Annotated in this window: 28 protein-coding genes; 20 read left to right on the forward strand and 8 right to left on the reverse strand. The window is 35.3% G+C overall.

Features of this window, described 5'->3' with window-relative positions; all coding sequences use genetic code 11:
* Window positions 1–3: 3 nt before the first annotated feature.
* Together ACEWK1_RS00585 and ACEWK1_RS00590 are read right to left on the reverse strand one after the other, a co-directional pair.
* Entirely contained in the window at window positions 4–1,116 is a 1,113-nt protein-coding gene (locus tag ACEWK1_RS00585) for an ABC transporter permease (RefSeq protein ID WP_257535982.1), read from the reverse strand.
* A gap of 1 nt (window position 1,117) precedes the next feature.
* The gene (locus tag ACEWK1_RS00590; protein WP_121661616.1) at window positions 1,118–2,047 is read right to left on the reverse strand and encodes an ABC transporter ATP-binding protein; all 930 of its coding nucleotides are present in this window, start codon (window positions 2,045–2,047) and stop codon (window positions 1,118–1,120) included.
* A gap of 179 nt (window positions 2,048–2,226) precedes the next feature.
* Between ACEWK1_RS00590 and ACEWK1_RS00595 the strand changes: the two genes are divergently transcribed.
* The 3 genes from ACEWK1_RS00595 (at window position 2,227) to ACEWK1_RS00605 (ending at window position 3,693) form a co-directional block, all read left to right on the forward strand.
* Window positions 2,227–2,721 carry a hypothetical protein gene (locus ACEWK1_RS00595; protein WP_121661617.1) on the forward strand — a complete coding sequence of 165 codons (495 nt, stop codon included), beginning with the start codon at window positions 2,227–2,229 and terminating at the stop codon, window positions 2,719–2,721.
* Between the two features lie 58 nt (window positions 2,722–2,779).
* Window positions 2,780–3,391: a CPBP family intramembrane glutamic endopeptidase gene (locus tag ACEWK1_RS00600; RefSeq protein ID WP_121661618.1), complete on the forward strand. Its 612-nt coding sequence runs from the start codon at window positions 2,780–2,782 to the stop codon at window positions 3,389–3,391.
* Between the two features lie 164 nt (window positions 3,392–3,555).
* A complete protein-coding gene (locus tag ACEWK1_RS00605) occupies window positions 3,556–3,693 on the forward strand; it encodes a hypothetical protein (RefSeq protein ID WP_162987311.1) in 138 nt (45 codons plus the stop codon).
* A gap of 232 nt (window positions 3,694–3,925) precedes the next feature.
* On the opposite strand, the gene ACEWK1_RS00610 is transcribed toward ACEWK1_RS00605, so the two are convergent.
* Window positions 3,926–4,798 (reverse strand): cupin domain-containing protein, encoded by an 873-nt coding sequence (locus ACEWK1_RS00610; protein ID WP_121661619.1) that lies wholly within the window; start codon window positions 4,796–4,798, stop codon window positions 3,926–3,928.
* A gap of 145 nt (window positions 4,799–4,943) precedes the next feature.
* On the opposite strand from ACEWK1_RS00610, the gene ACEWK1_RS00615 reads away from it, so the two are divergent.
* The 4 genes from ACEWK1_RS00615 to ilvD all read left to right on the forward strand — a co-directional run bounded on the left by ACEWK1_RS00615 (window position 4,944) and on the right by ilvD (window position 8,327).
* The gene (locus tag ACEWK1_RS00615) at window positions 4,944–5,081 is read left to right on the forward strand and encodes a hypothetical protein (protein WP_162987312.1); all 138 of its coding nucleotides are present in this window, start codon (window positions 4,944–4,946) and stop codon (window positions 5,079–5,081) included.
* Window positions 5,082–5,084: 3 nt separating this feature from the next.
* On the forward strand, window positions 5,085–5,336 hold the full coding sequence (locus ACEWK1_RS00620; RefSeq protein WP_121661620.1) for a YnfE family protein: 252 nt from the start codon (window positions 5,085–5,087) through the stop codon (window positions 5,334–5,336).
* Window positions 5,337–5,474: 138 nt separating this feature from the next.
* A complete protein-coding gene (locus ACEWK1_RS00625) occupies window positions 5,475–6,443 on the forward strand; it encodes an NAD(P)-dependent alcohol dehydrogenase (protein WP_416635295.1) in 969 nt (322 codons plus the stop codon).
* 207 nt (window positions 6,444–6,650) lie between these two features.
* The gene (ilvD, locus tag ACEWK1_RS00630; RefSeq protein ID WP_251394031.1) at window positions 6,651–8,327 is read left to right on the forward strand and encodes a dihydroxy-acid dehydratase; all 1,677 of its coding nucleotides are present in this window, start codon (window positions 6,651–6,653) and stop codon (window positions 8,325–8,327) included.
* Between the two features lie 111 nt (window positions 8,328–8,438).
* Here ilvD and ACEWK1_RS00635 read toward each other — a convergent pair whose 3' ends face one another.
* Window positions 8,439–9,110: a cell wall hydrolase gene (locus tag ACEWK1_RS00635; RefSeq protein ID WP_121661622.1), complete on the reverse strand. Its 672-nt coding sequence runs from the start codon at window positions 9,108–9,110 to the stop codon at window positions 8,439–8,441.
* Between the two features lie 175 nt (window positions 9,111–9,285).
* Between ACEWK1_RS00635 and ACEWK1_RS00640 the strand changes: the two genes are divergently transcribed.
* The 5 genes from ACEWK1_RS00640 to ACEWK1_RS00660 all read left to right on the forward strand — a co-directional run bounded on the left by ACEWK1_RS00640 (window position 9,286) and on the right by ACEWK1_RS00660 (window position 13,659).
* Window positions 9,286–10,404, forward strand: a complete 1,119-nt coding sequence (locus tag ACEWK1_RS00640; protein WP_416635298.1) for an amidohydrolase — start codon at window positions 9,286–9,288, stop codon at window positions 10,402–10,404.
* 147 nt (window positions 10,405–10,551) lie between these two features.
* Window positions 10,552–10,929 carry an SET domain-containing protein gene (locus tag ACEWK1_RS00645; RefSeq protein WP_247347238.1) on the forward strand — a complete coding sequence of 126 codons (378 nt, stop codon included), beginning with the start codon at window positions 10,552–10,554 and terminating at the stop codon, window positions 10,927–10,929.
* A 254-nt stretch (window positions 10,930–11,183) separates the two neighbouring features.
* Entirely contained in the window at window positions 11,184–11,405 is a 222-nt protein-coding gene (locus ACEWK1_RS00650) for a YdbC family protein (protein WP_121661624.1), read from the forward strand.
* A 139-nt stretch (window positions 11,406–11,544) separates the two neighbouring features.
* Window positions 11,545–12,756, forward strand: coding sequence for a Bcr/CflA family multidrug efflux MFS transporter (locus ACEWK1_RS00655; RefSeq protein ID WP_251394033.1), 1,212 nt, complete (start codon window positions 11,545–11,547; stop codon window positions 12,754–12,756).
* A 78-nt stretch (window positions 12,757–12,834) separates the two neighbouring features.
* Window positions 12,835–13,659: an aldo/keto reductase gene (locus ACEWK1_RS00660; protein ID WP_416635301.1), complete on the forward strand. Its 825-nt coding sequence runs from the start codon at window positions 12,835–12,837 to the stop codon at window positions 13,657–13,659.
* A 49-nt stretch (window positions 13,660–13,708) separates the two neighbouring features.
* On the opposite strand, the gene ACEWK1_RS00665 is transcribed toward ACEWK1_RS00660, so the two are convergent.
* The gene (locus ACEWK1_RS00665; protein WP_251394035.1) at window positions 13,709–14,035 is read right to left on the reverse strand and encodes an MGMT family protein; all 327 of its coding nucleotides are present in this window, start codon (window positions 14,033–14,035) and stop codon (window positions 13,709–13,711) included.
* Between the two features lie 175 nt (window positions 14,036–14,210).
* Between ACEWK1_RS00665 and ACEWK1_RS00670 the strand changes: the two genes are divergently transcribed.
* Window positions 14,211–15,176, forward strand: coding sequence for an aldolase catalytic domain-containing protein (locus ACEWK1_RS00670; RefSeq protein ID WP_121661628.1), 966 nt, complete (start codon window positions 14,211–14,213; stop codon window positions 15,174–15,176).
* Between the two features lie 66 nt (window positions 15,177–15,242).
* On the opposite strand, the gene ACEWK1_RS00675 is transcribed toward ACEWK1_RS00670, so the two are convergent.
* From ACEWK1_RS00675 to ACEWK1_RS00685, 3 genes are all read right to left on the reverse strand, one after another.
* Entirely contained in the window at window positions 15,243–16,289 is a 1,047-nt protein-coding gene (locus ACEWK1_RS00675) for a hypothetical protein (protein WP_416635304.1), read from the reverse strand.
* A 163-nt stretch (window positions 16,290–16,452) separates the two neighbouring features.
* On the reverse strand, window positions 16,453–16,935 hold the full coding sequence (locus ACEWK1_RS00680; protein WP_121661630.1) for a hypothetical protein: 483 nt from the start codon (window positions 16,933–16,935) through the stop codon (window positions 16,453–16,455).
* A 121-nt stretch (window positions 16,936–17,056) separates the two neighbouring features.
* Complete coding sequence (locus tag ACEWK1_RS00685) at window positions 17,057–17,671, reverse strand: TetR/AcrR family transcriptional regulator (RefSeq protein ID WP_416635306.1); 615 nt, start codon at window positions 17,669–17,671, stop codon at window positions 17,057–17,059.
* Window positions 17,672–17,779: 108 nt separating this feature from the next.
* On the opposite strand from ACEWK1_RS00685, the gene ACEWK1_RS00690 reads away from it, so the two are divergent.
* From ACEWK1_RS00690 to ACEWK1_RS00720, 7 genes are all read left to right on the forward strand, one after another.
* Window positions 17,780–18,790 (forward strand): serine hydrolase domain-containing protein, encoded by a 1,011-nt coding sequence (locus tag ACEWK1_RS00690; RefSeq protein ID WP_121661632.1) that lies wholly within the window; start codon window positions 17,780–17,782, stop codon window positions 18,788–18,790.
* A gap of 55 nt (window positions 18,791–18,845) precedes the next feature.
* On the forward strand, window positions 18,846–19,871 hold the full coding sequence (locus ACEWK1_RS00695; protein ID WP_251394037.1) for an alpha/beta fold hydrolase: 1,026 nt from the start codon (window positions 18,846–18,848) through the stop codon (window positions 19,869–19,871).
* On the forward strand, window positions 19,871–20,680 hold the full coding sequence (locus tag ACEWK1_RS00700; protein ID WP_416635309.1) for a hypothetical protein: 810 nt from the start codon (window positions 19,871–19,873) through the stop codon (window positions 20,678–20,680). The genes ACEWK1_RS00695 and ACEWK1_RS00700 overlap by 1 nt, the downstream gene beginning before the upstream one ends.
* Before the next feature lie 217 nt (window positions 20,681–20,897).
* Window positions 20,898–21,239 carry a metal-sensing transcriptional repressor gene (locus ACEWK1_RS00705; RefSeq protein ID WP_285842650.1) on the forward strand — a complete coding sequence of 114 codons (342 nt, stop codon included), beginning with the start codon at window positions 20,898–20,900 and terminating at the stop codon, window positions 21,237–21,239.
* 20 nt (window positions 21,240–21,259) lie between these two features.
* Complete coding sequence (gene copZ / locus ACEWK1_RS00710; RefSeq protein WP_121661635.1) at window positions 21,260–21,466, forward strand: copper chaperone CopZ; 207 nt, start codon at window positions 21,260–21,262, stop codon at window positions 21,464–21,466.
* A 97-nt stretch (window positions 21,467–21,563) separates the two neighbouring features.
* On the forward strand, window positions 21,564–23,981 hold the full coding sequence (locus tag ACEWK1_RS00715) for a heavy metal translocating P-type ATPase (protein ID WP_416635312.1): 2,418 nt from the start codon (window positions 21,564–21,566) through the stop codon (window positions 23,979–23,981).
* Window positions 23,982–24,000: 19 nt separating this feature from the next.
* Complete coding sequence (locus tag ACEWK1_RS00720) at window positions 24,001–24,852, forward strand: hypothetical protein (RefSeq protein ID WP_416635314.1); 852 nt, start codon at window positions 24,001–24,003, stop codon at window positions 24,850–24,852.
* The last annotated feature ends 166 nt before the right edge of the window (window positions 24,853–25,018 follow it).

Raw genomic sequence — 25,018 nt, forward strand, 5'->3', positions numbered from 1 at the left:
ACCCTATCTCACAGCCACAATCGACTTCCGTTTATACAATAATGACCCAATCACAAACGTAACAATTCCCCAAAGAACCATAATAGCTATTCCAGCCCATATTGAAGCTGTAAAGAGGCTCGTTTCATAAACCATACTCTCTCTTAAGCCTTCAACAAAATAGGTAAGTGGTAAAACATTTGAGATTGGTCGAATCCACTCCGGCATCGTTTCGATTGGGAAAAAGACGCCACTTAAAAACATCATAAGAAAGTTTGCAATATTGGCTACTCCCATATAAGCTTCTGTCGTTTTGCTGAAGGAGGAAATAAAATAGCCAACAGCTGTAAAAGAAAGGGTACCAAGTAAAAAGACGATTAACAGAGTTGGAAAATTGATAAACAAGTTTGCACCAAAAATATATACTCCAATGAGCGATAGGAGAATAATCTGAACAACACTGAATAATACCCTCATGACCATATCGCTTAAACCAAAAAGGTTCATATTAGCCGGAGTCATTTGTAGTCGTTTGATTAAGCCTTTGCTACGCATCTCCACTAATCCAACCATCCCAAACATTCCACCTTGTGCAATTGCCAATGCAATCATTCCAGTAAGTAGAAAATCTGTGTAACTTAATTCAGCATTACCTGATGAAATGGCTTCTGTTTGTAATTCAAAAGCGGGTGTTACACCTGAAGCTACTAGGTTTGTTTGTTGAACAAATTGATTTAGCATACCTGTAAGTGCTTGTGCTGTTGCTCCTTGTTCATCTTCTTTGTTAACAACGAGTAAAAGGGAGGAGGCATCAATTGATTCAGGTAGGACAATCGCTGCATCTACTTCTTGATTCTTTACTAATTTGTCAGCTTCTTCTCGTGTTACAGGGTCTTCTGTTTCAAGTTCAAGTACATCTAGCTGTGTAATTTGCTCAAGCATCATGTTTGACGTGGGATTAGGATTTTCATTCACGATTGCAACACTTGCTGAAAATTCATCATCAGAGCTACCACTAAAAATAGACATAAAAATAACCATTAAAATAACAGGGAAAAAGATGCCCCAAAACCATGATTGCTTTTCTCGAAATGTTAATTTTAATTGAGCAATAAACATTTGTTTGAATTGATTCATCCTAATCCCTCCATTCCTTGCCAGTGAATTCAATAAATACATCTTCTAAACTCATTTCACGAATGGAGACCTGTTCAACTCGATAATTCTTTTCTTTTGTAAATGCGAATAAGTCATAAAGTGTATCTTCTGGATTTGCTGTCCATATCCTTAATGATGAATCTTCACGTTCAGTACGAGAAACTGACTGAAGATTTTGTGAAAATGTATTTGCTTCTATAGCGACTTCTTCACCGTCAACAAACGATAATCTTACTTCTCTTTCTTTTGTTAACTTTTCGATAAGGGCAGATGGTGTGTCTAATGTAATAACTCGTCCTTGATCTACAATGCAAACTCTGTCACTTAATTTTTCAGCTTCTTCCATATAATGCGTTGTTAAAATGGTTGTTTTGCCTAGTTGTTTTAACTGTAAAATGATATCCCAAATATTTCGTCGTGCTTGTGGATCTAGGCCTGTTGTTGGTTCATCTAGAAAGATGATGTCAGGATCACTGATCATCGCAAGTCCAATTGCAAGCCTTTGACGCTGTCCACCAGATAGCTTTTTCACATGATTTTTGCGGTGATCAGTAAGGTTTACAAGATCTAAAATTTCTTTTGTAGATCGGGCCTTGTCATAAAAAGTAGCAAAAAGATTAAGATTTTCCTCAGGTGTTAACAAATCAAACATTGCACTCGACTGTGGCTGTACACCAATTTTCTTTTTAATTTCTGTTCCGTTCTTTTCCCAGTTTAGTTCCCCATACATAATTTCACCTGAATCAGGAGTTACCAAGCCTTCAATCATTTCTAATGTTGTTGTTTTGCCTGCACCATTTGGACCAATAATGGTGAATACTTCACCAGCTTGAACCGAAAAGCTAATGTCTTGAACGGCATGAACAGAACCAAATGATTTTTTCAACTGCTTTACCTCTAACACCGTCATTTTTTCTCCTCACTTCCTTGGAAACTATACCCATTTACTAGTACGCTATTCTCTTTAAATAGTTTCATCATTTTTAAAATTTATTGATTACTGTTTTTTCTATAACAACTCAAAAACTCTTAGTTTATAATAATTTTAAGAAGAAATACATAATGGTCGACATAATGGAGGAGCAAAGGATGGAAAAGGTAAAATCAGTGACATTGGACGGAGAGGAAATCCACGTTTTTAATAGTGCCATTTATCTTTTTGAAACTAATACTACGGTTACACTTGAATTAAACATCATCGTTAGTGAAATAGTCGCCAATAAATATAAACATGTTGACAAGCTTATTATTGAAATAGAATTAGAGGATGGAAGAATGATAAATTCGATTATGAGTGTGACCGTTATGCAAGGGAGGTTACCACAATTACATATTTTTTGTGACATTGATGATCTTAATGAATATAAAGGTCTTTCAATTTTGGACGAAAACAATTCCTCGTTTCCGGATATCGAGGAGGGAATTACGCTAGAAGAGATAAGAAAAGTGGAAATGCCTCTTGAAGACATCACTTTAAAATTGAAGCTTCCAATTGATCAAGTTGAATGGTTAAGGACACTAAAGAAGAAGGAAGTAACTGCTATGATGGAAGAGTTTTTAATCTATTATAGGAAAAAAGGGTGACGATCTCTATAAAAAATTGTCTTCTTGTGCTGTCAAATTTTCGAGGAAGAGGTAAAAAATGGAACCACCTAATATTGTAAATCAAAAAAACTTTAAAGCAGAATTTAACCTAAAAGATATTACACCAATTTTTGCAGTATTTTCACTTATTCTCTCAGTATTAATATTTGTTTTTATTAAAATAGAACTAATACCTGTGGAACACTATTTTTCTTTAGAAAACCCTTCTAAACTAGTGGCAAGCACAATTATGACTTCTATTGGCTTAATCATTTTTGGTATCGTGTTAACAGTAATCATGCCTGCAAAATTTATTGATGAAACAAATAAAACATTTCAACATGAATCCTTATCGACGATTATGATTAGCATGTTATTTGTCGTATTGTTTGAGGAACTGTTATTTAGGGGGATTATACAAAATTTTATATTTCTTATTCTTAAAAATGAGTGGTATGCAATAATTGTAACGGCTTTAATTTTTGTCATTTATCATAAACGATATTTTAATAAGCCGCTCATGTTGTTAAATATCACACTACCTAGTTTGGTTTTTTGCTGGATTTATTTTTATCATGATAATATTATTGTTCCAGTTATCATTCACTACACTATGAATATAACATTAACATTAATGTTTAAATATAATTTAATCAGATTAAGGAATTGAGTTAAGGGCAAGAATTATGGATAAAATAGCAGCTCACTAGAAATAGGATATTTAAAATAAAATAAATTTTTTGAAAGATCATGATAAATATATGACACATTTTCTAACCTCCGTCATATATTAACTTCTGTGTGAGAAATTTAACATAGGAAGGAAAGTTTAATATGAACAATCAACAAACAACTATTTCTATTAAGAATGACTACAAAGACGGAGGTAATGGATACAAAGTTATTGAAGTAAATATTTCCAATACATCAGATAACTTATATGCTGTTGTAACACCAGTTAACAAAATGTAAATAAATAGATAAGCGGTCTTTTTTGAAAGTATAGGGTATACATAGAAAAGATCGCTTTGTTGTGCGTGGCATAGTCCAAGTTTTGCTAAAAATCGTTGTTATTGTATCAAACCAGATTAAATCTATTATTAGCGAAAACTGGATTTTAATCACAAACCTATAAGAATAGAAAAAGGATGGGAAAAGAGGACATTATGATCTCAGTTTTCTCATCCTTTTATATGGATTGGATTTAGAAACTTCTGTTTTCTTCAGCTGCCATTGCTTCAGCTTTCGTTCTATGCACTGTACCGAACGGGTGCTCTGGTGGTGCGTAAATCGAGTAAAGCTTAAGCGGTTTGTTTCCCGTATTTGTGAGATTATGCCATTTTCCGGCTGGTATCATAATCGCAAAATCATCAGATACTTTTCTTACATAATCCAATCGATCTTTCCTGTCACCCATTTGTACAAGTCCTTGACCTTCTTCAATTCTCAAGAATTGATCAGTATTCGGATGAATTTCTAATCCAATGCTATCCCCAACATCAATACTCATTAACGTGACTTGAAGTTTGTTACCTGTCCATATTGCTGTACGAAATGTTTTGTTTTGTTTTGTGACCTTTTCAATATCAACGACAAACGGGTTTCTGCCATAATCTTTTCTCTGATTTGCACGGTCTTTAAGTAAATTCCGGAAAATTTGAGCATTTACTTCCTGAGTATTTGTTTTCAACCATAAGATATGCTGCATAATAGGATCTTGATTAAGTAAAGAATGATTTCGATTTTCGAAAGAACCTTCCGCTTCAAAAGCCTTTTCCAATCCTTCCTCGTAACTTAGAAAAGGAATTTCAACAATTTGATAAAGAGGCTTTGTTCCAGTAAGGTTTATATACAAATTGGTGAGTTGATTGGTTGTTGCTTTTTTTCCTTCTAACGCATAAAGAATATCATTTCTGTGGTTTTCATCTGTAGCTGATTTTGCCAGCCGCATATAAAGGTCAATTGTTGAGGCACCTTTTTTGATTTCATCTAAGAGAATCGACATTGCCTGATCATTGTAGTTATGATCATTTCTTGTTAAAAATCCAGAGTGGTAATAAGGATAAGGCTCATACATTTATCTCAATCCTTTCAATAATTTTACAACACTATCTTATGCCTATGTGTAAAGAGTGTACTTCGTTTTATTGTCCTAATTGATTTGTCTGGATGGATATTTTTAGTTCGTTACATACTAAAAATAAAATGAAAGGAGAATTATTATGAAAGAAACAAAACAAGCAAAAGAAGAGTATAGTTCAACGAATGAACACGAATTTTCAGAAGAGCTTTCCGATGGAGGAGAGCGAAACGAAATCATCACAATACAACAAAATGATGAATATTTAAAGGAGTCATAATAGATGGATGAGCTAAAGCACTATGTTCAAATCATTAAACAAAACCTTGAAACATTGAGTGCTCCAGATTATGAAGGAAAAGATGAGGAATTAATGAGGCAGCAAGAGGAATTAGAAAAAGTTGAACAGCATTTTTTATCAGAAATCAATTCATCTGAAAGCTTTGATCACATTGTAAACTCTGCAGTAAAGTGTGCCTCAAATGAAATATCGTTAGATGAGTTAGAAGATGAATACAATCTATTAACAAAATAACATCCTGCGGGGTGTTTTTTTGTCTAATTACTCAACTGAGTTTTGTAAATTTTTTTGTAATTGGTCTTTTCTGTACTTTCTTCCATATTTATTACTGAGCTAATATTACCACTGATATTCCAATGGGAGGAATACATTATGAAAGCAATTGTTCAGTACAAATACGGTTCACCAGAGGTTTTAAACCTAGAAGAAGTTGATAAACCCGCCCTTAATGACCATCAAGTTCTGGTGAAAATACATGCAGCTTCCGTAAATTTTGGGAATCTTGTCCTATTAAAAGGAAAACCGTATATCACTCGACTTTTTTATGGAGTATTAAAGCCCAAGCATCCAATTCCAGGTGGTGACATCGCAGGTTGTGTTGAAGCTGTGGGTTCAAAAGTAACTCAGTTTAAACCAGGAGATGAGGTATTTGGGGATTTATCCTCCTCTGGATGGGGAGCATTTGCCGAATATGTTTCAGCTCCGGAAAGCTCATTAGAACGAAAACCTGTAAATATGAGTTTTGAAGAAGCAGCTGCAGTTCCAATGGCAGCAGTAACTGCCCTGCAGGGATTGAGAGATAAAGGGAAAATAAATTCAGGGCAAAAGGTATTAATATATGGAGCCTCTGGTGGTGTAGGAACGTTTGCTGTGCAAATTGCTAAAGCATTTGGTGCTGAGGTAACGGGTGTGTGCAGTACGAGAAATATAGATATATTACGAACTATAGGTGCTGACTACATAATCGATTATAAAATAGAAGGTATTGATAAATACAGGGAGTATTTTGATCTGATCATCGGGGTAAACGGACATCAACCATTATCTGTTTATAAGCGAGCATTAAAACGTCATGGTATCTTTGTTCACGTTGGTGGGGCTGAATCTCAACTGTATCAAACAGTTTTACAGGGAGGCTGGATATCATTTACAGAAAAAAAGAAAATGAATGTTTTTTTGCAGAGAGCTAATCAAAAAGATCTGAAATTTATAAAAGACTTAATAGAATCTGGAAAGGTAAGAGCAGTGATTGATAAGCAATTTGAAATAAGTGAAGTACCACAGGCCTTAACCTATTTTGCCGAAGGACACGCTCAGGGAAAAGTTGTTATAACCATGTGAGGTATACGATTTATTTTTAAAATACAAAAATAATATTTAATAAAAAGTAATGGTTTAATTTACTGCAAAACTTCCATTCTTTGTCTCTTTTAAAAATAAATTAGTATAATAATTATTCAAATAAGAAGAAATATATTGATTATTTAGTCAATTAGAAGTAACCTATTACTATCATTCTTTAATTACGTCAGGAGAAGGGAGATTTGAATGATGGATTTACGTAGTAATATGATTAAAAAAGGATTTGATCGTGCACCGCATCGTAGCTTACTTCGTGCGGCAGGTGTAAAAGAAGAGGATTTTGATAAACCGTTTATCGCGGTTTGTAATTCATATATTGATATTGTACCTGGACACGTACATTTACAAGAATTCGGTAAAATTGTAAAAGAAGCAATACGTGAAGCGGGTGGAGTACCATTTGAGTTTAATACAATCGGTGTAGATGATGGAATCGCAATGGGACATATTGGAATGCGCTATTCCTTACCAAGCCGTGAAATTATTGCAGATTCTATTGAAACTGTTGTTTCAGCACACTGGTTCGATGGAATGGTTTGTATTCCAAACTGTGACAAAATCACACCAGGGATGATGATGGCAGCATTACGTCTTAATATCCCTACAGTATTTGTAAGTGGTGGCCCTATGAAGGCTGGTGTGACAAGTGATGGGAAAAAAATCTCACTTTCTTCTGTATTTGAAGGAGTAGGTGCCTACCAATCTGGTAAACTAGATGAAAAAGGTTTAACAGAGCTTGAGCAATTTGGCTGCCCAACATGCGGTTCTTGTTCAGGTATGTTTACAGCGAACTCCATGAACTGTTTAGCTGAAGCACTTGGATTAGCTCTTCCTGGTAACGGAACGATTTTAGCCGTTGCGCCTGAGCGTAGAGAGTTTGTAAAACGTTCTGCAAAACAATTAATGAATCTTATTAAAGACGATATTAAGCCTAGAGATATCGTAACAGAAAAAGCAATTGATAATGCTTTTGCACTTGATATGGCATTAGGTGGATCAACAAACACGGTTCTTCACACGTTAGCTTTAGCACATGAAGCGGAAATTGAATACCCAATTCAACGTATTAATGAAGTGGCAGCACGTGTTCCACATTTATCTAAGCTTGCTCCTGCATCAGATCACCATATTGAGGATTTACATGAAGCTGGTGGTGTATCTGCTGCATTGTATGAGCTTTCTAAGAAAGAAGGAGCTCTTCATCTTGATACTTTAACTGTTACGGGCAAAACCCTTGGGGAAAACATCGCTGGCTGTGAAATAAAAGATCATGAGGTGATCCGTCCTATTGACAATCCACATACTGAAAAAGGTGGACTTGCTGTTTTATTCGGAAACCTTGCTCCAGACGGTGCGATTATTAAAACAGGTGGTGTACAAAACGGAATTACTAGCCATGAAGGACCTGCAATTGTGTTTGAATCACAAGAAGAGGCAATCAATGGAATTGTAAATGGTAAAGTAAAAGAAGGACATGTAGTGATTATTCGTTACGAAGGACCAAAAGGTGGACCTGGTATGCCGGAAATGCTTTCTCCAACATCTATGATTGTTGGAATGGGACTTGGACCAAAAGTTGCACTTGTAACAGATGGTCGTTTCTCAGGAGCTTCTCGTGGATTATCGATCGGACATGCTTCACCTGAAGCGGCAGAAGGCGGCCCACTAGCATTCGTTGAAAATGGTGATCACATCGTAATTGATATTGAAAACCGTACAATGGATGTTCAAGTAGATGAGGAAGAATGGGAAAAACGTAAAGGAAACTGGAAAGGCTTTGAACCAAAAGTGAAAAAAGGCTATCTAGCTCGTTATTCCAAACTTGTAACATCTGCTAGTACCGGCGGTATTATGAAAATCTAATATTCATTAAAAAGGGGTCCAGAATGATTTCATTCTGAACCCCTTTTCATCTATGTAAATGTTAGTGATTACTAACAGGAAGATCATTGAATAATTTATGTAAAATGAATATTACTTTTTAAATACATGTTGTCCAATTTGTACTGTTGTTTCTCTTGAATCAAGCCATCTACTTTCGGCAATATCCGGATTATAGAAGAATAAGGCATCCTTTGCTATAGCCCTCATATCAGATAGGGCAGCAAAAACAGCTTTTCTAGACTCTTCATCTGCTGGTCTATTAATCTGTCCATTTGCAACTGGCTGAAATTGATTACGTTGATAGATAACTTCTCTAACTGTATCAGGGAATTTTGGGCTGTCAACTCGATTTAACACAACACTAGCAACTGCTACTTTACCTTCAAACGATTCTGTTTGAGCCTCAGCTCGTACAATTCTTGCTAATAAATCTATTTCAGCTTCTGAAAGGCTAATCTTTTCAGAGCGATCATTTCCTCTACTAACTTGAGTGGCATTATTTGTTTTATTTGAAAGTGTCTTTACACTTGTCTTATCCGAAGTATTAATAGTCTTATTAATATTTGTATGAATTTGTTGGCCAACATAAATTAAATCAATGTTTTTAACTTGCGGGTTTGCTTTTGCTAGTTGATCTAATGATAGTCCATTCTTACGTGCGATTTCCGACATCGTGTCACCTTTTTCAACCGTATGTGCAAAAGTAGGTGCAGCGACAAACAGAGTGGTCAGGAATGCTAGTAAAAAAAATAGTTTTTTCACAATTAGTCCTCCTAGTAAATATCATTTTTTGAACTCTTGTCTTACTCATACCTATGTCCAAAAAAAATTGAATAGTGTTACAATTTTATTACAGGAAGATTACAAGAGGCTGAAACACTGATATTTCATAGGTTATGCAGTCTTAATATAAATAAAAAAATAGAGGAAGAAATAAATGGAGAGAGAAAATCTAGAATTAGTTATAGAGTTACGTCATGAATTACATAAACATCCAGAGCTTTCTAACCATGAAGTATGGACAAAACAACATTTGATTTCGTTTCTAAAAAGTTATACAAATCTTGAAGTCGTTGACAAAGGAAAGTGGTTTTACGCAATATACCGAGCAGGACATGATCGAGAAAACATTGCATTTCGAGCAGACTTTGACGCACTTCCAATCGAAGAAACGATTGTCATTCCGCATGCCTCACAGGCACCCGGTGTATCTCACAAATGTGGTCATGACGGTCATTCAGCATCTTTAGCTGGATTAGCTCTTGAAATAGATCAAAAAGGAGCAGACAAAAATATCTTTTTCCTATTTCAACACGCTGAGGAAACTGGAGATGGAGCGGTAGAATGTGTTTCTTTTATAAAGGAGAACAACATCCAAGAGATCTATGCTTACCACAATATGAGTGGAATGGCTCATAATACGGTGAATGTTATAAACGGAACGGCTCACTGTGCGTCTAAAGGCATGACAATTTTTATGGAAGGAACTCCGGCACATGCTAGTCAGCCTGAAGATGGGATTAATCCTGCCTTTGCTATGGCAAAAATCATTGATGCAATCGATGTCTTTACATCTGTCGAGCATAATAAAGGTATGGTTCTCTGTACTGTGGTACATGTTAATATCGGTGAAAAAGCATTCGGGGTATCAGCAAGCAAAGGTGAGCTGCTTTTGACGATTCGTGCTCTGTATGAAGAAGACTTGGATAAACTGCAGCATAATCTTGAAGAACTAACATTATCGCTTGCAAAGCAATATGGACTAAAGGGGAGTTTTTCCTATAACGATGTTTTTCCTGAGACGGTTAATCATAAGGAGAGCTCAGATAAAATACGCGTTGCTTGTAAAAACAAAGGGATTAATCTTATTGAAATGAAGCAGGCGTTTCGTGCTTCTGAGGATTTCGGTCATTACTTAAAGGAAACGAAAGGGGCTATTTTCTATATCGGAAATGGCGAAGAATATCCACCTATTCATACTGTTGAATATGATTTCAGAGACGACGTGATAGAAACGGCGGTCGAGATGTTTAAGGGATTAATTGAAATAAGTTAATTAAGGTTTGGAGAAGGATTTGGTAAGAGAGAATGAAAAAGGAAGAGAAAGGACAAGATTTTGTTTAGAGTTAATTTAAAAAATGAGTAAATTACTTCAGTTAATGTTATAGTTAGAAAGACATTTTAAAAGAGAGTGGTGATGAACATGATTGAAATAAAAACATCTTCTCTCAGTGATGGAGAATTTAATAGAGGAGTATTTGCTAAAACTAATATCAAAAAAGGTGAGCTTTTACATGAGGCACCTGTCATTTCTTATCCAAATGATCAGCATCAACATATAGAAAAAACATTACTTGCTGATTATGCTTTTGAATATGGTATAAATCACACAGCTATCCTTCTAGGTTATGGAATGCTATTTAACCATTCATATGAACCTAATGCGATTTATGAGATTAATTTCGATAATCATACCTTTGATTTTTATGCTTATACTGATATACAAGCTGGAGATGAGATTTTAATAAACTATAATGGTGATGTTGATGATAAAGAGCCATTGTGGTTTAATAAGGAGTAATTTGTACCAATAGTCCTTTTTGTTAATTGGTTATTGTAAAATTCGTACACTTTTATTATGTGAACCAATCCATTAGAGGATTAGGTTCACCTTTTTTTTAGAGTTGACTAGGAAAGAGTGCCTGTCACTTCCCGTTTTTTCTTGTTTCACAGAGCCACATAGAGATCTTTCTAAATGCAATGTTTTTCATTGTATTTATTTAGCATGAAAGTGGTATAATCTTCAAAGTAGATTAGACTTAGGAGATGACAAAAATGGCAAATATAAAATTTGACATTCAACAAAATTTAGGTATGATATCCGAAGGTGCGAAAGGGTGGAAGAAGGAATTTAATCTTATTAGCTGGAATGGCCGCGATCCCAAATATGATATACGTGATTGGGATGAACAACACGAAAAAATGGGGAAAGGCGTTACACTTTCTAAAGAAGAAGTCATTCAGCTTAGAGAGATCTTAAATGGAATAGAATTATAGTAAATAACACTTTAAGAACTAGTATGAATTAGATACAGGTTCTTAATTTTTGTTTTTACAGGAGAACACTTAGTATGTTGTCAAAAAAAAAATCACGACAAATATCGGGTGGTGACAGGCACCCGAAAGGAGAGACATCATGAATAATTTAACCGGTTCAAAACGTTTGCAACTGGGGTTGCTTTTAGGTTCTTTGGGGCTATTGGGTCCATTTACGATTGATATGTACTTACCGTCATTTCCTACGATTGTAGAGGATTATCATACAAATGCATCTCTTGTACAAATTAGCTTAACAACATGTTTATTAGGTTTAGGTCTAGGACAATTGGTTATTGGTCCGATGAGTGATGTACAAGGACGACGCAAACCCTTACTTATTTTCATTATTCTTTATTTACTTGCATCATTATCATGTGCAATATCACCAAATATTTATATTTTCATAGCTTCAAGATTTATTCAAGGCTTTGCGGCTGCAGGAGGCCTCGTTATTTCACGAGCGGTTGTCCGGGATCTTTATAGTGGGAAAGAATTAACTAAGTTTTTTGCTCTATTAATGTTAGTAGGTAATCTAGGTCCAATCGTTGCACCGATTGTTGGTGGAGGGATTTTAGCCTTTACAAACTGGACGGGTGTATTTTTTGTTTTAGCATGTGTAGGATTCATTTTATTCTTAACTGTATCATGGAAACTTGAAGAAACATTACCGGAGGAAAAACGTGTTCCAAGTAATTTTAAACAGATTGTCAAAAACTTTGGCTCTCTACTAAAGGATCGCCAATTCGCAGGCTATGCTCTTACACAAGGGTTTATCATCGCTGGTATTTTTGCCTATGTATCTGGTATTCCTTTTGTCTATCAAAATATATATGGCGTCACTCCACAGCAGTTTAGCTTTTTATTTGGAGTTAATGGTATTGCTTTGATCATCGGAAGTCAGTCAGTAGGACGATTAAACGATATGATCTCTGAAAAAACGTTTTTAAAGATTGGATTAATTTTATCTAACACAGCAGGTGCACTTTTACTAATAGCACTGCTTTTAAAAGCGCCAATCATAGCAGTTGCCATTCCTATTTTCTTTTTAGTTGCTTCTATCGGGATTATTTCCACAACATCATTCGCACTAGCAATGGATACACAAGGACATATCGCAGGTAGTGCTTCAGCGCTTCTTGGACTTTTACCATTTGTCCTTGGTTCGTTAACAGCGCCGTTAGTTGGTATTGCTGGAGAATACAATGCTATTCCAATGGGAATTGTCATTTTTTCTGCAAGCTTTTTAGCTTTCTTATCTTATTTTGGATTAGTTAGAAAAGCACCGGTAAAAGTTCAAACTGCAAAGTAAGGGATATTCTTTTGATTCTTCCTAAAAATTTAGTATAGTTAGATTGACGGTTAAACTAACATATAGGAGTGATGGTAGATGGATTTCGTTACATTAAATAATGGATTAAAAATGCCACAGCTAGGATACGGTGTTTGGCAGGTTGCAGATGATCAAGCAACAGCTGCTGTAGCAAATGCTCTTGAAGTTGGTTATAGATCGATCGACACAGCCATGATTTACAAGAATGAAGCTGGTGTTGGAAAAGCAATTAAAGATTCACCTATCCCACGCGAAGAATTGTTTATCACAACAAAGGTTTGGAATAGTGATCAAGGGTACGACAATACTTTACGTGCTTTTGATGAAAGTTTAGAGAGATTGGGCCTTGATTATGTAGACCTTTATTTAATTCATTGGCCAACTCCTCAATTTGAACAGTATGTTGATACATATAAAGCATTAGAAAAGCTTTACCATGATGGTCGAGTAAAGGCTATTGGTGTATGTAATTTTGAAATTGAACACTTACAGCGTCTACTAGATGAATGTGAAGTTGTGCCAGTTTTAAATCAAATCGAGTGTCATCCATACCTTGCTCAAAATGAGATAAAAGAATTTTGTGCAAAACATAATATTTTTGTAGAAGCTTGGAGTCCACTTGAACAGGGTGGAGATGTGTTAAAAGATGAAGTAATAGTTAAAATTGCTGAATCTCACAGCAAAACTCCAGCACAAGTTGTTTTACGTTGGCATTTACAAAATAATTCAATTGTTATTCCTAAATCAGTTACACCATCAAGAATTGAAGAAAACTTCAACGTGTTTGATTTTGAACTTACATCAGACGAAATGAATTCAATTCATGAACTGAACAAAAACCGTCGTAAAGGTAAGCATCCAAACGAGATGCATATTCGATAAAACATAACCTTAAAAGCCCATTCCTTTATACTTGGAATGGGCCTTACTATTATAGAAAATTACCAACATCTTCTTCCATAGGATGAAACTGATAGTTAACCAAATCAATTTGCCTTTCAAAAATAACCCCTTCATTCTCAAGAAGTAGCTTTTGTGAGTAAAAAGCTTCCTCATCCTTAAAACCAATTTCCCCTTTTGCATTAACAACACGATGCCAAGGAAGTTGATGTTTTTCGCTCATAGAATGAAGAATCCGTACAACTTGCCTAGCTGCTCTGGGGCTCCCAGCTAACCGTGCAATTTGTCCATATGTCATGACTTTTCCTTTAGGTATATTTTTTATAATAAGGATCGTTCTTTTGGTAAAGGGACGCATAAAATTTCTCCTTAAAAGATAAAGACTAACCTCATACTAATGGTAACATTAATTTAAACCTAAGAAGCATAAAGGAGTTATTTTCACAATATTTATAATAGTTTTGCGAAATAAGTTGACACCAACTAAGCAATGTGTCAAATTAATAGATATTCTACATAATCAGGAGGAAGCAATGACTACAGAAAAACACACTCATATAATTGACTGTACAATCCGTGATGGTGGACTCGTAAATAATTGGGATTTCAGTGTGGAGTTCGTTCAAGACTTATATAACGGCTTAAGTGAAGCTGGTGTTGAATATATGGAAATTGGCTATAAAAATTCCCCGAAGCTTTTAAAAGCAAGCGAGCCAAATCCGTGGAGATTCCTTGATGACAAATTTTTAAAAGAAGTGATTCCTCAGAAAAAATTCACAAAGCTTTCAGCACTTGTTGATATCGGAAGAGTAGATCCGAATGATGTGTTACCACGAGAAGAAAGTGTATTAGACATGATTCGTGTTGCTTGCTACATTCGTGAAGTGGACAAGGGGTTGGAGCTTGTTCAAATGTTCCATGATTTAGGATATGAAACTGCTCTTAATATTATGGCTTTATCAAGTGTTCCCGAGAATCAATTAATTGAAGCATTTGACATGATCAAAGATAGCCCGGTTGATGTTGTATATATTGTAGATTCTTTTGGTAGCCTAGATCCTTTTGATATCGAACATCAAGTAAAGAAATTTAAGTCTATGCTTCCTAATAAACAGTTTGGTATTCATACTCACAACAATATGCAGCTTGCTTTTGCAAATACTTTAACAGCCATGAGAAATGGAGTAAGCTACCTAGATTCTTCTGTGTTCGGTATGGGACGTGCAGCAGGAAATTGCCATACGGAATTACTAGTAACACATGTTAAAAAATCAAGCTATGAACTAAAACCGGTTCTAGGTGTTATTGAAAAGCACATGGTTGAAATGCGTCAGAAGTGGGAATGGGGCTACATTATCCCTTATATGATATCCGGTGCTCTTAATGAGCATCCACGTGTAGCTATGGCTTATCGTGATAGTGAAGATCGTGATAAATTCGTCGAGTTCTACGACAAAGTAACGTCACCTGAAGCTTCAGTTGCTCCAGCCAAAAAGTAAAAGCCTATAGAAATTTGGGCTTCATAAAAAAATGCTAAGCACGTCAAAAGTGCTTAGCATTTTTTATTAATAAGCTGAAGAGCTAAATGACTCAATAATGTGTGTAACAATACTGCCATACTTACTTTGTTCACTTGCTGGATACGTCATTATGATCGTATTTGCTACTTCATTTCCAAAGAAAAACTTTTTGTACGTAATTAGCCCATTTTGTTCATAAGAAAGAACATACCAGTTGGCTGTTAGTCTTTTATAAGCTATGTTAACTGGAATAGAGTTCAAATCTTCATTATAGTAAGTTTCAATTGTTTCGTTTTCACTTATAATATTCGTATGGTTACCATAGGCAGTAACTTCAAAATCTTCGCTATAAAACCTTACGCCATCTCCATTGGTTGGGGGAGGGGCCATCTTTAAGTTGCTTGGTACTTTTAAGGAAAATCCATAGCGTTCATTTGTATAATGCTGATAGGAAATAGATTTTTGCTTTGATTCTTTTTTCTTTTCTTTCTCCCTTTCTTTCTCCCTTTCTTTTTCATCATTAGTACTGTTACTAAGTTGTTCATTTTCATCTGCTTCACTTGTAGCAAGTTCAATTTGTTTTATCAATTCATTCACTTTAGATTCATAGACGTTAAGTATTTCGTTAGAGGAAATAGTAGCTTGTAAATGTTGTAACTCTTTTTCAGCTTCACTCATATTATTTTTCTTCAATAATTCGTTAATAAAGGTTATTTTCTCCTCAACTGAAGAGGTTTGGTTATTCTCTTCCATTATTTGTTTTCTTAGTGTTTCAGCTTCATCCTGAACGGTTTTTAAACCATTTTGTTCATTTATGACAACATCTAGCGACTTAATAGCAGACTCATAATCTTTTTCCTTATAAGCCTGTTTAGCTCGTTCCATATTTGTTGCTTGATCAAAGTAGCTTGCTGCGTCTCGATCACCTTCTTTTTCATTTAAGGCAAGCTCAAAGTAAATGGCAGCCTGATGGTAATTTTTTTGCCCAAGCTCCTTCATCCCTTGATCGATAGCATGCTGATAATTTTCGTTAGAACACGAAGCAAGAAAAGTAATAAGAGCAAGTAGTACGATTAAACTTTGTAGTTTCATGTTTTCCATTCCTTTAGTAAATTTATTCTCATATTATATCAAAAATTTGTTTTTACTTAATGGTAGAATTTGGTTTTTGGTGCCTGGCACCACCCGACTTTTCTTGTTTCATAGACTTTTATTTCACAGAAAAACCCCCTGATTGTACAGGAGGTTTTTCATTTCAGGATGAAGTTTTACTTTCACTCTCTTTATCATTTTTGTCACTTTTAAATAAATTTTTAGAAACAACATTTAATTTGTTTAAAAACCGATTAAACCCAAATCCAACAAAAAATGCAATACTGATTTGAGCAAGTGGTGCATCTTTGTAGTCAATAAATTCAACTAAAAATAAACCACTTTGAATAAGTGTAACAGCGATAACAGCTGTGCCTGTAGCAAATATTGGATAAAAAATATACATAATCCATTCTCGATAGTCGGTTAATCCATCTTTCATATAGTGAGAGCAAAACATATAAAGATGTCTTAGTGAACCACCAATTGCTCCCGCAAAGAAATAATATAAAAAAATCTCTATATCAGAAATGATTGGAAACCATTTTTCTAAAATACCAGTCCACAACGCACCTACTGCCAGAAAGCTTCCAAAAAACAAGAAGGAAAGATAAGTCAGAATCAGCGTCTTTAGCCACCACTTCACACCGCTCACCCCTCTGTTCTAATACGTTATCTTATGAGGGAATGGGCGAGTGGTGCATGTACGTCGAGTGACAGGCACCACCCGATTTTTCTTGTTTCACATTATGTTCAATCATTTTGTTTTACTCTTGTTTTACCTTTACCATGTCCAAAAAGAAGTCAATATGCTGATCCAACCGTCTTTCTACTTCAGTGGTGTCCTTACCATCAAACTTTAGGATGTTATATTCAGCTAGAAGAGAAAAGGCTGGATATTGGTATTCAACTGCAAGTAACCTTGGGTCTACCGGCTTAATCCTATTCATTTCGATCAATTTTTTAAAGACAATTTCAAGGAAATCAATTGTTGATTGAAAGAAATCGGTTAGGATGATGTCCCGAGCCATTGGTTCACGGAATTGCTCAACTTGTAGAACTCTCCACATTTTCTGGGCATGAACATTTTCCATATATGTTTTAAAATTTCTGTGTCCTGCCTTAAAAAAAGCATCTGTAGTTGAATTGTTTAAAATCTCATCCAATGCTTCAAGAGGAGGCATTGTTTTTGAAAAATCTGTACGAAAATGAGTAAGGATGGATTCAAGAATTTGCTCCTTATTTTTAAAATGATTATAAAGAGAGCTTTCCTTTATACCGACAGTTCTTGTTATTTCTCTTATTGATACAGCACTATAGCCTTTTTGTGAAAAAAGATCTAACGCCGTTTCAAATATTTTATCCTTTGTGTTTTTAGTCATTTTACACACCCTTAAAATTAGTTGGAAAAAAATGTTGCAACATTTCAAGCTAAACCATATAATGACATTGTACACTAACGTTCGTTAGTTTTCAATGGAGGGATAAATATGCTTTCAATTCAATCATATATGAACAAGCGTCCTAAATTTTCTGGTGTTATTTCGATCTCAAAGGGTAATGAAATAATCTATGAAGGGGCATTCGGACTATCAAACAAAGAAAAGGAGATTGAGAACAGGATCCATACAAAATATCCAGTGGGGTCCATGTTAAGCAAACCATTAACAGCCGTTGCAACATTTCAGCTGATCGAAAAAGGGAAATTGTCTATCCATCAGCCAATCGATGAGTTCTTTCCTTTCTATAAAAACAAGGGTATTACTATTCATCATTTATTAAACCATACATCAGGAATTCCAAACTTACTCATGTTAAGAAAGCAGTTAAAATGGGATCAAGATTACACTCAGAAACAAATACTTGAGACACTTCAGCAACATAAATTAAATTTCTTACCAGGTCAAAAAATCACATATAACAACACTGGATTTTTTATGTTAGGACTCATCATTGAGAAAGTTACTGAATTGAACTACCACGAATATATTAGAAAATACATTTTTAAGCCAGCAAACATGAAACAAACGGGCTTTCTACATGAAGAGATAGAAGACGTGGCAACCAATTATATAAATCAAATGTCAGGACCATATGTGAGTCCATCACTTTTATTTGCTTGTGGTGATGCTGTCTCAACCATAGAAGATGTTCATTTGTTTCACGAAGCCCTTAAATCGGAACTCCTTTTAACTAATAACTCTATAGAACAAATGCAAACACCAACTTATGAAGGAAAATTTATTACAATGGGCTATAGCTGGTTCATCAAACAACTCTTTGGTAAGAAAAGTGTTTCACATGGAGGTTCACACCCAGGTGGATATACAACACATGTTGAAAGATATCTAGATGACGATATTACGATTGTCATTTTAAGTAATGATATGACATCCCATAAAAAGCTTACGATGAAAGAGCTTGGAGGAACACTTATTAGTAGAGAAATAGCATCCATATTATTTAATCAAAAACTGCGTCATTGGCAGAAATTTTTTTGAATCGTCAACTAACAAACGTTAGTTTTTGGCGTCGAAAGCAAAGGAGGCAAGTACTGTGTTTCAACAACTAAAAGGTGGATATGTTAAACCCTATAGAAATTCTGATAAGAACAATGTTACAAAATTAGAAAAACGAACGTTGGGTAATGTAACGCAATGGATTACAATCCGTGGAAAACATAAAGACCTACCAATCTTACTTTTTTTACATGGAGGACCAGGAAGCCCACAAACAGGAGCACAAATGTACTATAATGCTGATCTGGAAGATGACTTTCTTGTTGTAAATTGGGATCAAAGAGGATCAGGGAAATCTTATTCTCCCGAGGTAACACCTGAGAGTATGAATGTAGAACAATTGCTTTCAGATTGCTATGAGCTCGTCAAATATCTAACTAAACAATTTCGACAAAAGAAAGTATTCCTTATGGGACATTCTGTCGGAGCGGTGCTTGGATTATTATTTGTACAAAAGTTTCCTGAGTTAGTAGAGGCCTATGTAGGAATAAACCAGCCAGTGAAACGTGATGAGGAAGAAATAAGATCGTACCAATTTGCTTTAAGCATGGCTAAAGCAAAGAATCATAAAAAAGCCATTTTGCAATTAGAACGAATTGGTTCTCCAAAGAACGGTTTCTATCATTCAGTAGATGATTTAGTCACGCAACGAACATGGCTGACAAAATTTAATGGTGTTACGTATAAATTAAAAGCTGCTTCTGTTAATATTCACTACATTTTAAGTTCTCATTTAACTTTGAAAGAAAAGCTCTCGTTTATGAAAGGATTTGGTTTTTCATCAACACATCTTTGGGATGAATTAACTAAAATCAACTTTTTTCATCTTGTTTCAGAGGTGAATGTTCCTGTTTATTTTATTGCAGGAAAACATGACAGAATTGTGTTTAGTGATCGATTAAAGGAATATTATGACTTTCTAAAAGCACCAAAAAAGGAAATATACTTTTTTGAGGAATCAGGACATTATGCATGTTTTGAAGAAGCAAATAAATTTAATCTCATTATGAAAGAAGTGAAAAATAATCACCTGATTAAACTAAATAAAATGGAGGTTATTTAATGAGAGCACACTATATATGTAAAGTATGCGGAGTACAGCATGAAGCTACACATCAACCACCAGGTATATGTAAGATTTGTAGTGACGAACGACAATACGTTCCATTAACTGGACAAAAGTGGACAACATTAGAGGAGCTAAAGCAAGAAGGCTTTCATAACGAATTTGTGGAAATAGAGCAAGGTTTATGGAGTATTCGCACATATCCGCAAGTAGGTATTGGTCAAAAAGCATATTTGATTAGGACTGATGAAGGAAATATACTTTGGGATTGTATTACTTATTTAGATGAGAAAACAATTAACAAAATAAACGAACTTGGTGGATTACGAGGGATTGCCATTTCTCACCCTCATTATTATAGTACGATCATTGAATGGGGGAATGCATTTCAATGTCCAATCTATATCCATGAAAAAGATCTTGATTGGGTAACGAGAACTTGTTCGCTCATTCATTTCTGGAACGGGGATAGCCTTGAATTAACCAAACATATTTCTCTCATCCATGTAGGAGGACATTTTGAAGGTAGCTCCGTTTTGCTATGGACACTTGGTTCGAATAAAAAAGGTACATTACTCGTAGGTGATAGCATCTATATTGTACCTGATCAAGGGTGGGTGAGCTTTATTTATAGTGCACCAAATCATATACCGTTGTCTGCTAGGGTGGTAAATAATATTAAAATGAGCCTAGAAAACTATGATTTTGAAGCTATTTATGGTGCTTTTGATCACAAGATCGTGAAAGACGGCAAGAATTCATTAATAAAATCTGCTGATCGATATATTCATTTTTTAAATAGCTAAAAAACAGATCGTTTGAATTGGCGATTTTCAACAACTACAATATATATGAATGAAGAACAGGCCTCTTTATGAAATATTAAAATGAATAGACCCCATGATACACTCACTATAGAGGCACAAAAAGTACCTCTTTAAAAAAAATGAATAATTTACCAACAAAGTACTTTACATAGGGTAGGGGGGTATGGTAGATTATATTTATAAGGAGGTTATGTTAATGTGTGAAGAACAAAATGAGATGTTAGAGGTTGAAGTTTGTTGCTCCGGACAACATTCTGAAAGGGAAAGCCATCATTCAGAAAAAGTAAAAAAAACGCTTATTACTAGGTTGAACCGAATTGAAGGACAAATTCGAGGTATTAAAGGATTGGTTGAAAAGGATACTTATTGTGATGATGTGATTACCCAAATCTCAGCTGTTCAGTCTGCATTAAATAGCTTTTCCAAAGTATTATTAGAAACTCATTTGAAAAGTTGTGTAACAGAAAGAATTAGAGCAGGAGATTTTGAAATTGTTGATGAATTGCTTGTAACCATTCAACGATTAATGAAAAAATAATAATAGAGGAGAGAAAAAATATGCAAAAAATCATCTTAACAGTTAATGGAATGTCTTGTGGACACTGCGTGAATTCTATAGAAGGAAATGTTGGAAAATTAAATGGTGTTTCACAGGTAAAAGTTCATTTAAATGAAGGAAAAGTTGAATTAGAATTTAATCCAGAAGTTGTTTCATTAGACACAATAAAGGAAACAATTGATGATCAAGGATACGATGTAGTATAAGAAAAACTAAATAAAGACGGTGAAACGTGCTTTTATCAGTGCACGTTTCCTTTTGAAAGTAAATATACCACTGTAGGGTATATAGGAGGACGACGATATGACGCAGGAAATAAAAGAAGCTGTTCTGCCAATTACAGGTATGACCTGTGCTTCATGTGCAGTTCGAATTGAAAAAGGACTAAAAAAAGTAGAAGGTGTAGAAGAAGCAAACGTAAATTTCGCTCTTGAAAGAACATCGATCAAATACAACCCTAGTGTTGTTAGAATAGAAGACTTTAAAAAGAAAATAAATGACCTGGGCTACGAGGTAGTTGAGGAAAAAGTGGACTTAGCTATTATCGGCATGACTTGTGCTGCTTGTGCAACTAGGATTGAAAAAGGCTTAAACAAAATTGAGGGTGTAACAAATGCAACCGTCAACTTAGCGTTAGAAAGCGCAACAGTCACCTATAATCCTTCACAAACCGGAACAAAGGAAATGATTGAAAAGATTGAAAAACTTGGATATCAGGCGAGTGAAAAAGGTGAGCAAAAGGAAGATGTTGCAGATCTAAAAGCGAAGGAAATTGAAACTCAACAAGGAAAGTTTTTCTTTTCCCTTATCTTATCCATTCCCCTTCTTTGGGCAATGGTCAGCCACTTTAGCTTTACATCATTTATTTATTTACCTGATATGTTTATGAATCCATGGGTACAGCTAGCCTTAGCAACACCTGTTCAATTTATCGTAGGAAAACAGTTTTACGTAGGAGCTTATAAAGCATTAAGAAATAAAAGTGCCAACATGGACGTTCTTGTTGCGCTAGGAACATCAGCTGCGTATTTTTATAGTTTATATTTATCGATCGTTTCAATCGGAAGTGAAGCACATATGATCGAGCTTTATTATGAAACAAGCGCAGTCTTAATTACATTGATTATTTTAGGTAAGTTGTTTGAAGTTCGTGCAAAAGGGCGTTCATCTGAAGCAATCAAAAAGCTAATGGGTCTTCAAGCGAAAACAGCGACTGTTTTCCGTAATGGAGTGGAACAAGAGGTTGTACTAGAAGACGTGGTAGTTGGTGACATTCTGTATGTTAAGCCTGGTGAAAAGGTTCCAGTTGACGGAGAAATTATCGAAGGACGTTCGGCACTAGACGAATCAATGCTAACTGGTGAGAGTGTTCCAGTTGATAAAACAGTTGGTGACTCTGTCATCGGAGCAACTCTTAACAAAAATGGATTTTTAAAAGTGAAAGCAACGAAGGTCGGTCGTGACACAGCACTTTCACAAATTATTAAAGTGGTGGAAGAGGCTCAAGGTTCGAAAGCACCAATTCAACGTTTAGCGGATCAAATCTCAGGTATTTTTGTCCCAATCGTTGTAGCAATTGCCTTTCTCACATTTTTTGTTTGGTTTATCTGGATTACACCTGGAGACTTTGCCGAAGCCCTTGAAAAATTAATTGCCGTGCTAGTGATTGCTTGTCCTTGTGCACTTGGATTGGCAACACCAACATCAATTATGGCTGGATCAGGTAGAGCAGCAGAGATCGGTGTTTTATTTAAAGGTGGAGAGCACTTGGAAATGACTCACAGATTAACGACTATACTTTTAGATAAAACAGGAACGGTTACAAATGGAGCACCAATTTTAACTGATGTTTTAGTTGAGAAGCATGTCAATGAAGAGGAATTTTTACAACTAGTTGGAACGGCTGAAAAGCAATCTGAACACCCACTTGCTGAGGCGATTGTAACTGGAATTAAGGAAAAGAATATTGAACTGTCTGATGTTGAAGAATTTGAGGCGATACCAGGCTACGGTATAAAAGCAAAAGTAAACAATCAAACTATATTAGCTGGTACGAGAAAATTAATGAAAAAATATAATATAAACATTAAACAGGCTCTACCAACTATGGAGAATCTTGAAGAAAGCGGTAAAACGGCGATGCTGATTGCCATTAACAATCAATATGCCGGTTTAGTAGCTGTTGCTGATACAATTAAACCTACCTCAAAAGAAGCAGTAAAACGTCTAAAAGAAATGGGCTTAGAAGTTGTCATGATAACTGGTGATAACGAACGAACAGCGAAAGCAATTGCAACTGAAGCCGGAATTGATTCTGTTGTAGCAGAGGTGCTGCCGGAAGGAAAAGCGGAAGAAGTGAAAAAACTGCAGAAGGAAGGAAGAATCGTTGCAATGGTCGGCGATGGGATCAATGACGCACCAGCACTGGCGATCGCTGATATAGGAATGGCCATTGGAACAGGTACAGATGTTGCAATGGAAGCAGCGGACATTACACTTATTCGTGGAGATTTAAATAGCATTGCTGATGCTATCTTTATGAGTAAAAAAACAATCAGAAATATTAAACAAAATCTATTCTGGGCATTTGCTTATAATTCACTCGGTATACCAATAGCAGCATTAGGCTTCCTTGCCCCATGGTTAGCAGGAGCAGCAATGGCATTCAGCTCAGTATCAGTTGTTTTAAATGCGCTACGCCTACAAAGAGTAAAACTATAGTGATAAGGAGAACCAAAAAATGAAAAAATGGATCCTTTCAGCAGTCATTTATCTAGGTATTGTAATTATTGGCTACTATATATATGATGCGATGTTTTTAGAGGAAACGAAAGTTGATACACATGCTGAAGAACATAAAACAGAAGTAACAACTGAACATAATACCCATGCTACAACGGAAAATGAACATTCGGAATCAGAGCATGAACATGGAGCTAACACAGAAACAGAAAGTGAAGTTAACGTAACCATTAAAGAAGTTGAGGATAAAATGGTTTTAAACTTAAAAGATCTTACAGGTAAGCCTGTAACAAACTTAGAAGTAAATCATGAAAAGCTTTTACATTTAATCGTTGTTGATGAGCATTTAGATCAGTATTACCATCTCCACCCTGAGGAAACTGCACCAGGTCAATTTGAAGTGAAAAATGAACTGGAAGAAGGAACATACAAGGCATTTGTCGATATAAAACCCAAAAATTTAGATTATCAAGTTCAACCAATTTCCATTAAAGTAGGAAATCCTGTTGAAGATGAACATCATCATGGTTCATTAACAGTTGATCCACTACTTGAAAAGACAGTTGAAGACAACAAAGTGTCACTGTCAACAACACCATTAGTGATAAATGAGCCAGTTACATTAACATTTGATGTTCATGGTGCAAATTTAGAAACCTACCTCGGCGCTCTGGGGCATGTTGTTATCTTGGATGAAGAAGCACAACAATACTTGCATGTTCATCCACTTGAAGGAGACACACCGGTGTTTGAAACACAGTTTACTAATCCTGGAATATATAAAATATGGGCTGAGTTTCAAATGAATGGTGAGGTGAAGATCTTTCCATTTGTTGTAGAAATAAAATAATATGAGAATGATAAAAAGACTGTTCGGTCGTATAGGATTGAGCAGTTTTTTTATCGGAAATTTAGAGGTTTAAAGTGATTAGTAATAGAATGATATAATCATCAAACTTTAAAGTGTAGTTCAATTAGAGCATGTAAGGCTTATAAAAGTTTGCAGGCAAGTCATT

It is taken from the genome of Metabacillus sp. YM-086 (assembly GCF_048059995.1).
Lineage (GTDB): Bacteria > Bacillota > Bacilli > Bacillales > Bacillaceae > Metabacillus > Metabacillus litoralis_B.

Excerpts from the sequence above, each read along its gene's own strand:
- ACEWK1_RS00665 (WP_251394035.1), bottom strand. The coding sequence starts at position 14,035 with ATGCGTCCCTTTACCAAAAGAACGATCCTTATTATAAAAAATATACCT.
- ACEWK1_RS00660 (WP_416635301.1), top strand. The coding sequence starts at position 12,835 with ATGGATTTCGTTACATTAAATAATGGATTAAAAATGCCACAGCTAGGA.
- ACEWK1_RS00585 (WP_257535982.1), bottom strand. The coding sequence starts at position 1,116 with ATGAATCAATTCAAACAAATGTTTATTGCTCAATTAAAATTAACATTT.
- ACEWK1_RS00620 (WP_121661620.1), top strand. The coding sequence starts at position 5,085 with ATGGATGAGCTAAAGCACTATGTTCAAATCATTAAACAAAACCTTGAA.
- ACEWK1_RS00700 (WP_416635309.1), top strand. The coding sequence starts at position 19,871 with ATGAGAGCACACTATATATGTAAAGTATGCGGAGTACAGCATGAAGCT.
- ACEWK1_RS00615 (WP_162987312.1), top strand. The coding sequence starts at position 4,944 with ATGAAAGAAACAAAACAAGCAAAAGAAGAGTATAGTTCAACGAATGAA.
- ACEWK1_RS00670 (WP_121661628.1), top strand. The coding sequence starts at position 14,211 with ATGACTACAGAAAAACACACTCATATAATTGACTGTACAATCCGTGAT.
- ACEWK1_RS00675 (WP_416635304.1), bottom strand. The coding sequence starts at position 16,289 with ATGAAACTACAAAGTTTAATCGTACTACTTGCTCTTATTACTTTTCTT.
- ACEWK1_RS00705 (WP_285842650.1), top strand. The coding sequence starts at position 20,898 with ATGTGTGAAGAACAAAATGAGATGTTAGAGGTTGAAGTTTGTTGCTCC.
- ACEWK1_RS00690 (WP_121661632.1), top strand. The coding sequence starts at position 17,780 with ATGCTTTCAATTCAATCATATATGAACAAGCGTCCTAAATTTTCTGGT.
- ACEWK1_RS00590 (WP_121661616.1), bottom strand. The coding sequence starts at position 2,047 with ATGACGGTGTTAGAGGTAAAGCAGTTGAAAAAATCATTTGGTTCTGTT.
- ACEWK1_RS00685 (WP_416635306.1), bottom strand. The coding sequence starts at position 17,671 with ATGACTAAAAACACAAAGGATAAAATATTTGAAACGGCGTTAGATCTT.
- ACEWK1_RS00625 (WP_416635295.1), top strand. The coding sequence starts at position 5,475 with ATGAAAGCAATTGTTCAGTACAAATACGGTTCACCAGAGGTTTTAAAC.
- ACEWK1_RS00595 (WP_121661617.1), top strand. The coding sequence starts at position 2,227 with ATGGAAAAGGTAAAATCAGTGACATTGGACGGAGAGGAAATCCACGTT.
- ACEWK1_RS00715 (WP_416635312.1), top strand. The coding sequence starts at position 21,564 with ATGACGCAGGAAATAAAAGAAGCTGTTCTGCCAATTACAGGTATGACC.
- ACEWK1_RS00645 (WP_247347238.1), top strand. The coding sequence starts at position 10,552 with ATGATTGAAATAAAAACATCTTCTCTCAGTGATGGAGAATTTAATAGA.
- ACEWK1_RS00720 (WP_416635314.1), top strand. The coding sequence starts at position 24,001 with ATGAAAAAATGGATCCTTTCAGCAGTCATTTATCTAGGTATTGTAATT.
- ACEWK1_RS00655 (WP_251394033.1), top strand. The coding sequence starts at position 11,545 with ATGAATAATTTAACCGGTTCAAAACGTTTGCAACTGGGGTTGCTTTTA.
- ACEWK1_RS00600 (WP_121661618.1), top strand. The coding sequence starts at position 2,780 with ATGGAACCACCTAATATTGTAAATCAAAAAAACTTTAAAGCAGAATTT.
- ACEWK1_RS00650 (WP_121661624.1), top strand. The coding sequence starts at position 11,184 with ATGGCAAATATAAAATTTGACATTCAACAAAATTTAGGTATGATATCC.
- ACEWK1_RS00640 (WP_416635298.1), top strand. The coding sequence starts at position 9,286 with ATGGAGAGAGAAAATCTAGAATTAGTTATAGAGTTACGTCATGAATTA.
- ilvD (WP_251394031.1), top strand. The coding sequence starts at position 6,651 with ATGATGGATTTACGTAGTAATATGATTAAAAAAGGATTTGATCGTGCA.
- copZ (WP_121661635.1), top strand. The coding sequence starts at position 21,260 with ATGCAAAAAATCATCTTAACAGTTAATGGAATGTCTTGTGGACACTGC.
- ACEWK1_RS00605 (WP_162987311.1), top strand. The coding sequence starts at position 3,556 with ATGAACAATCAACAAACAACTATTTCTATTAAGAATGACTACAAAGAC.
- ACEWK1_RS00610 (WP_121661619.1), bottom strand. The coding sequence starts at position 4,798 with ATGTATGAGCCTTATCCTTATTACCACTCTGGATTTTTAACAAGAAAT.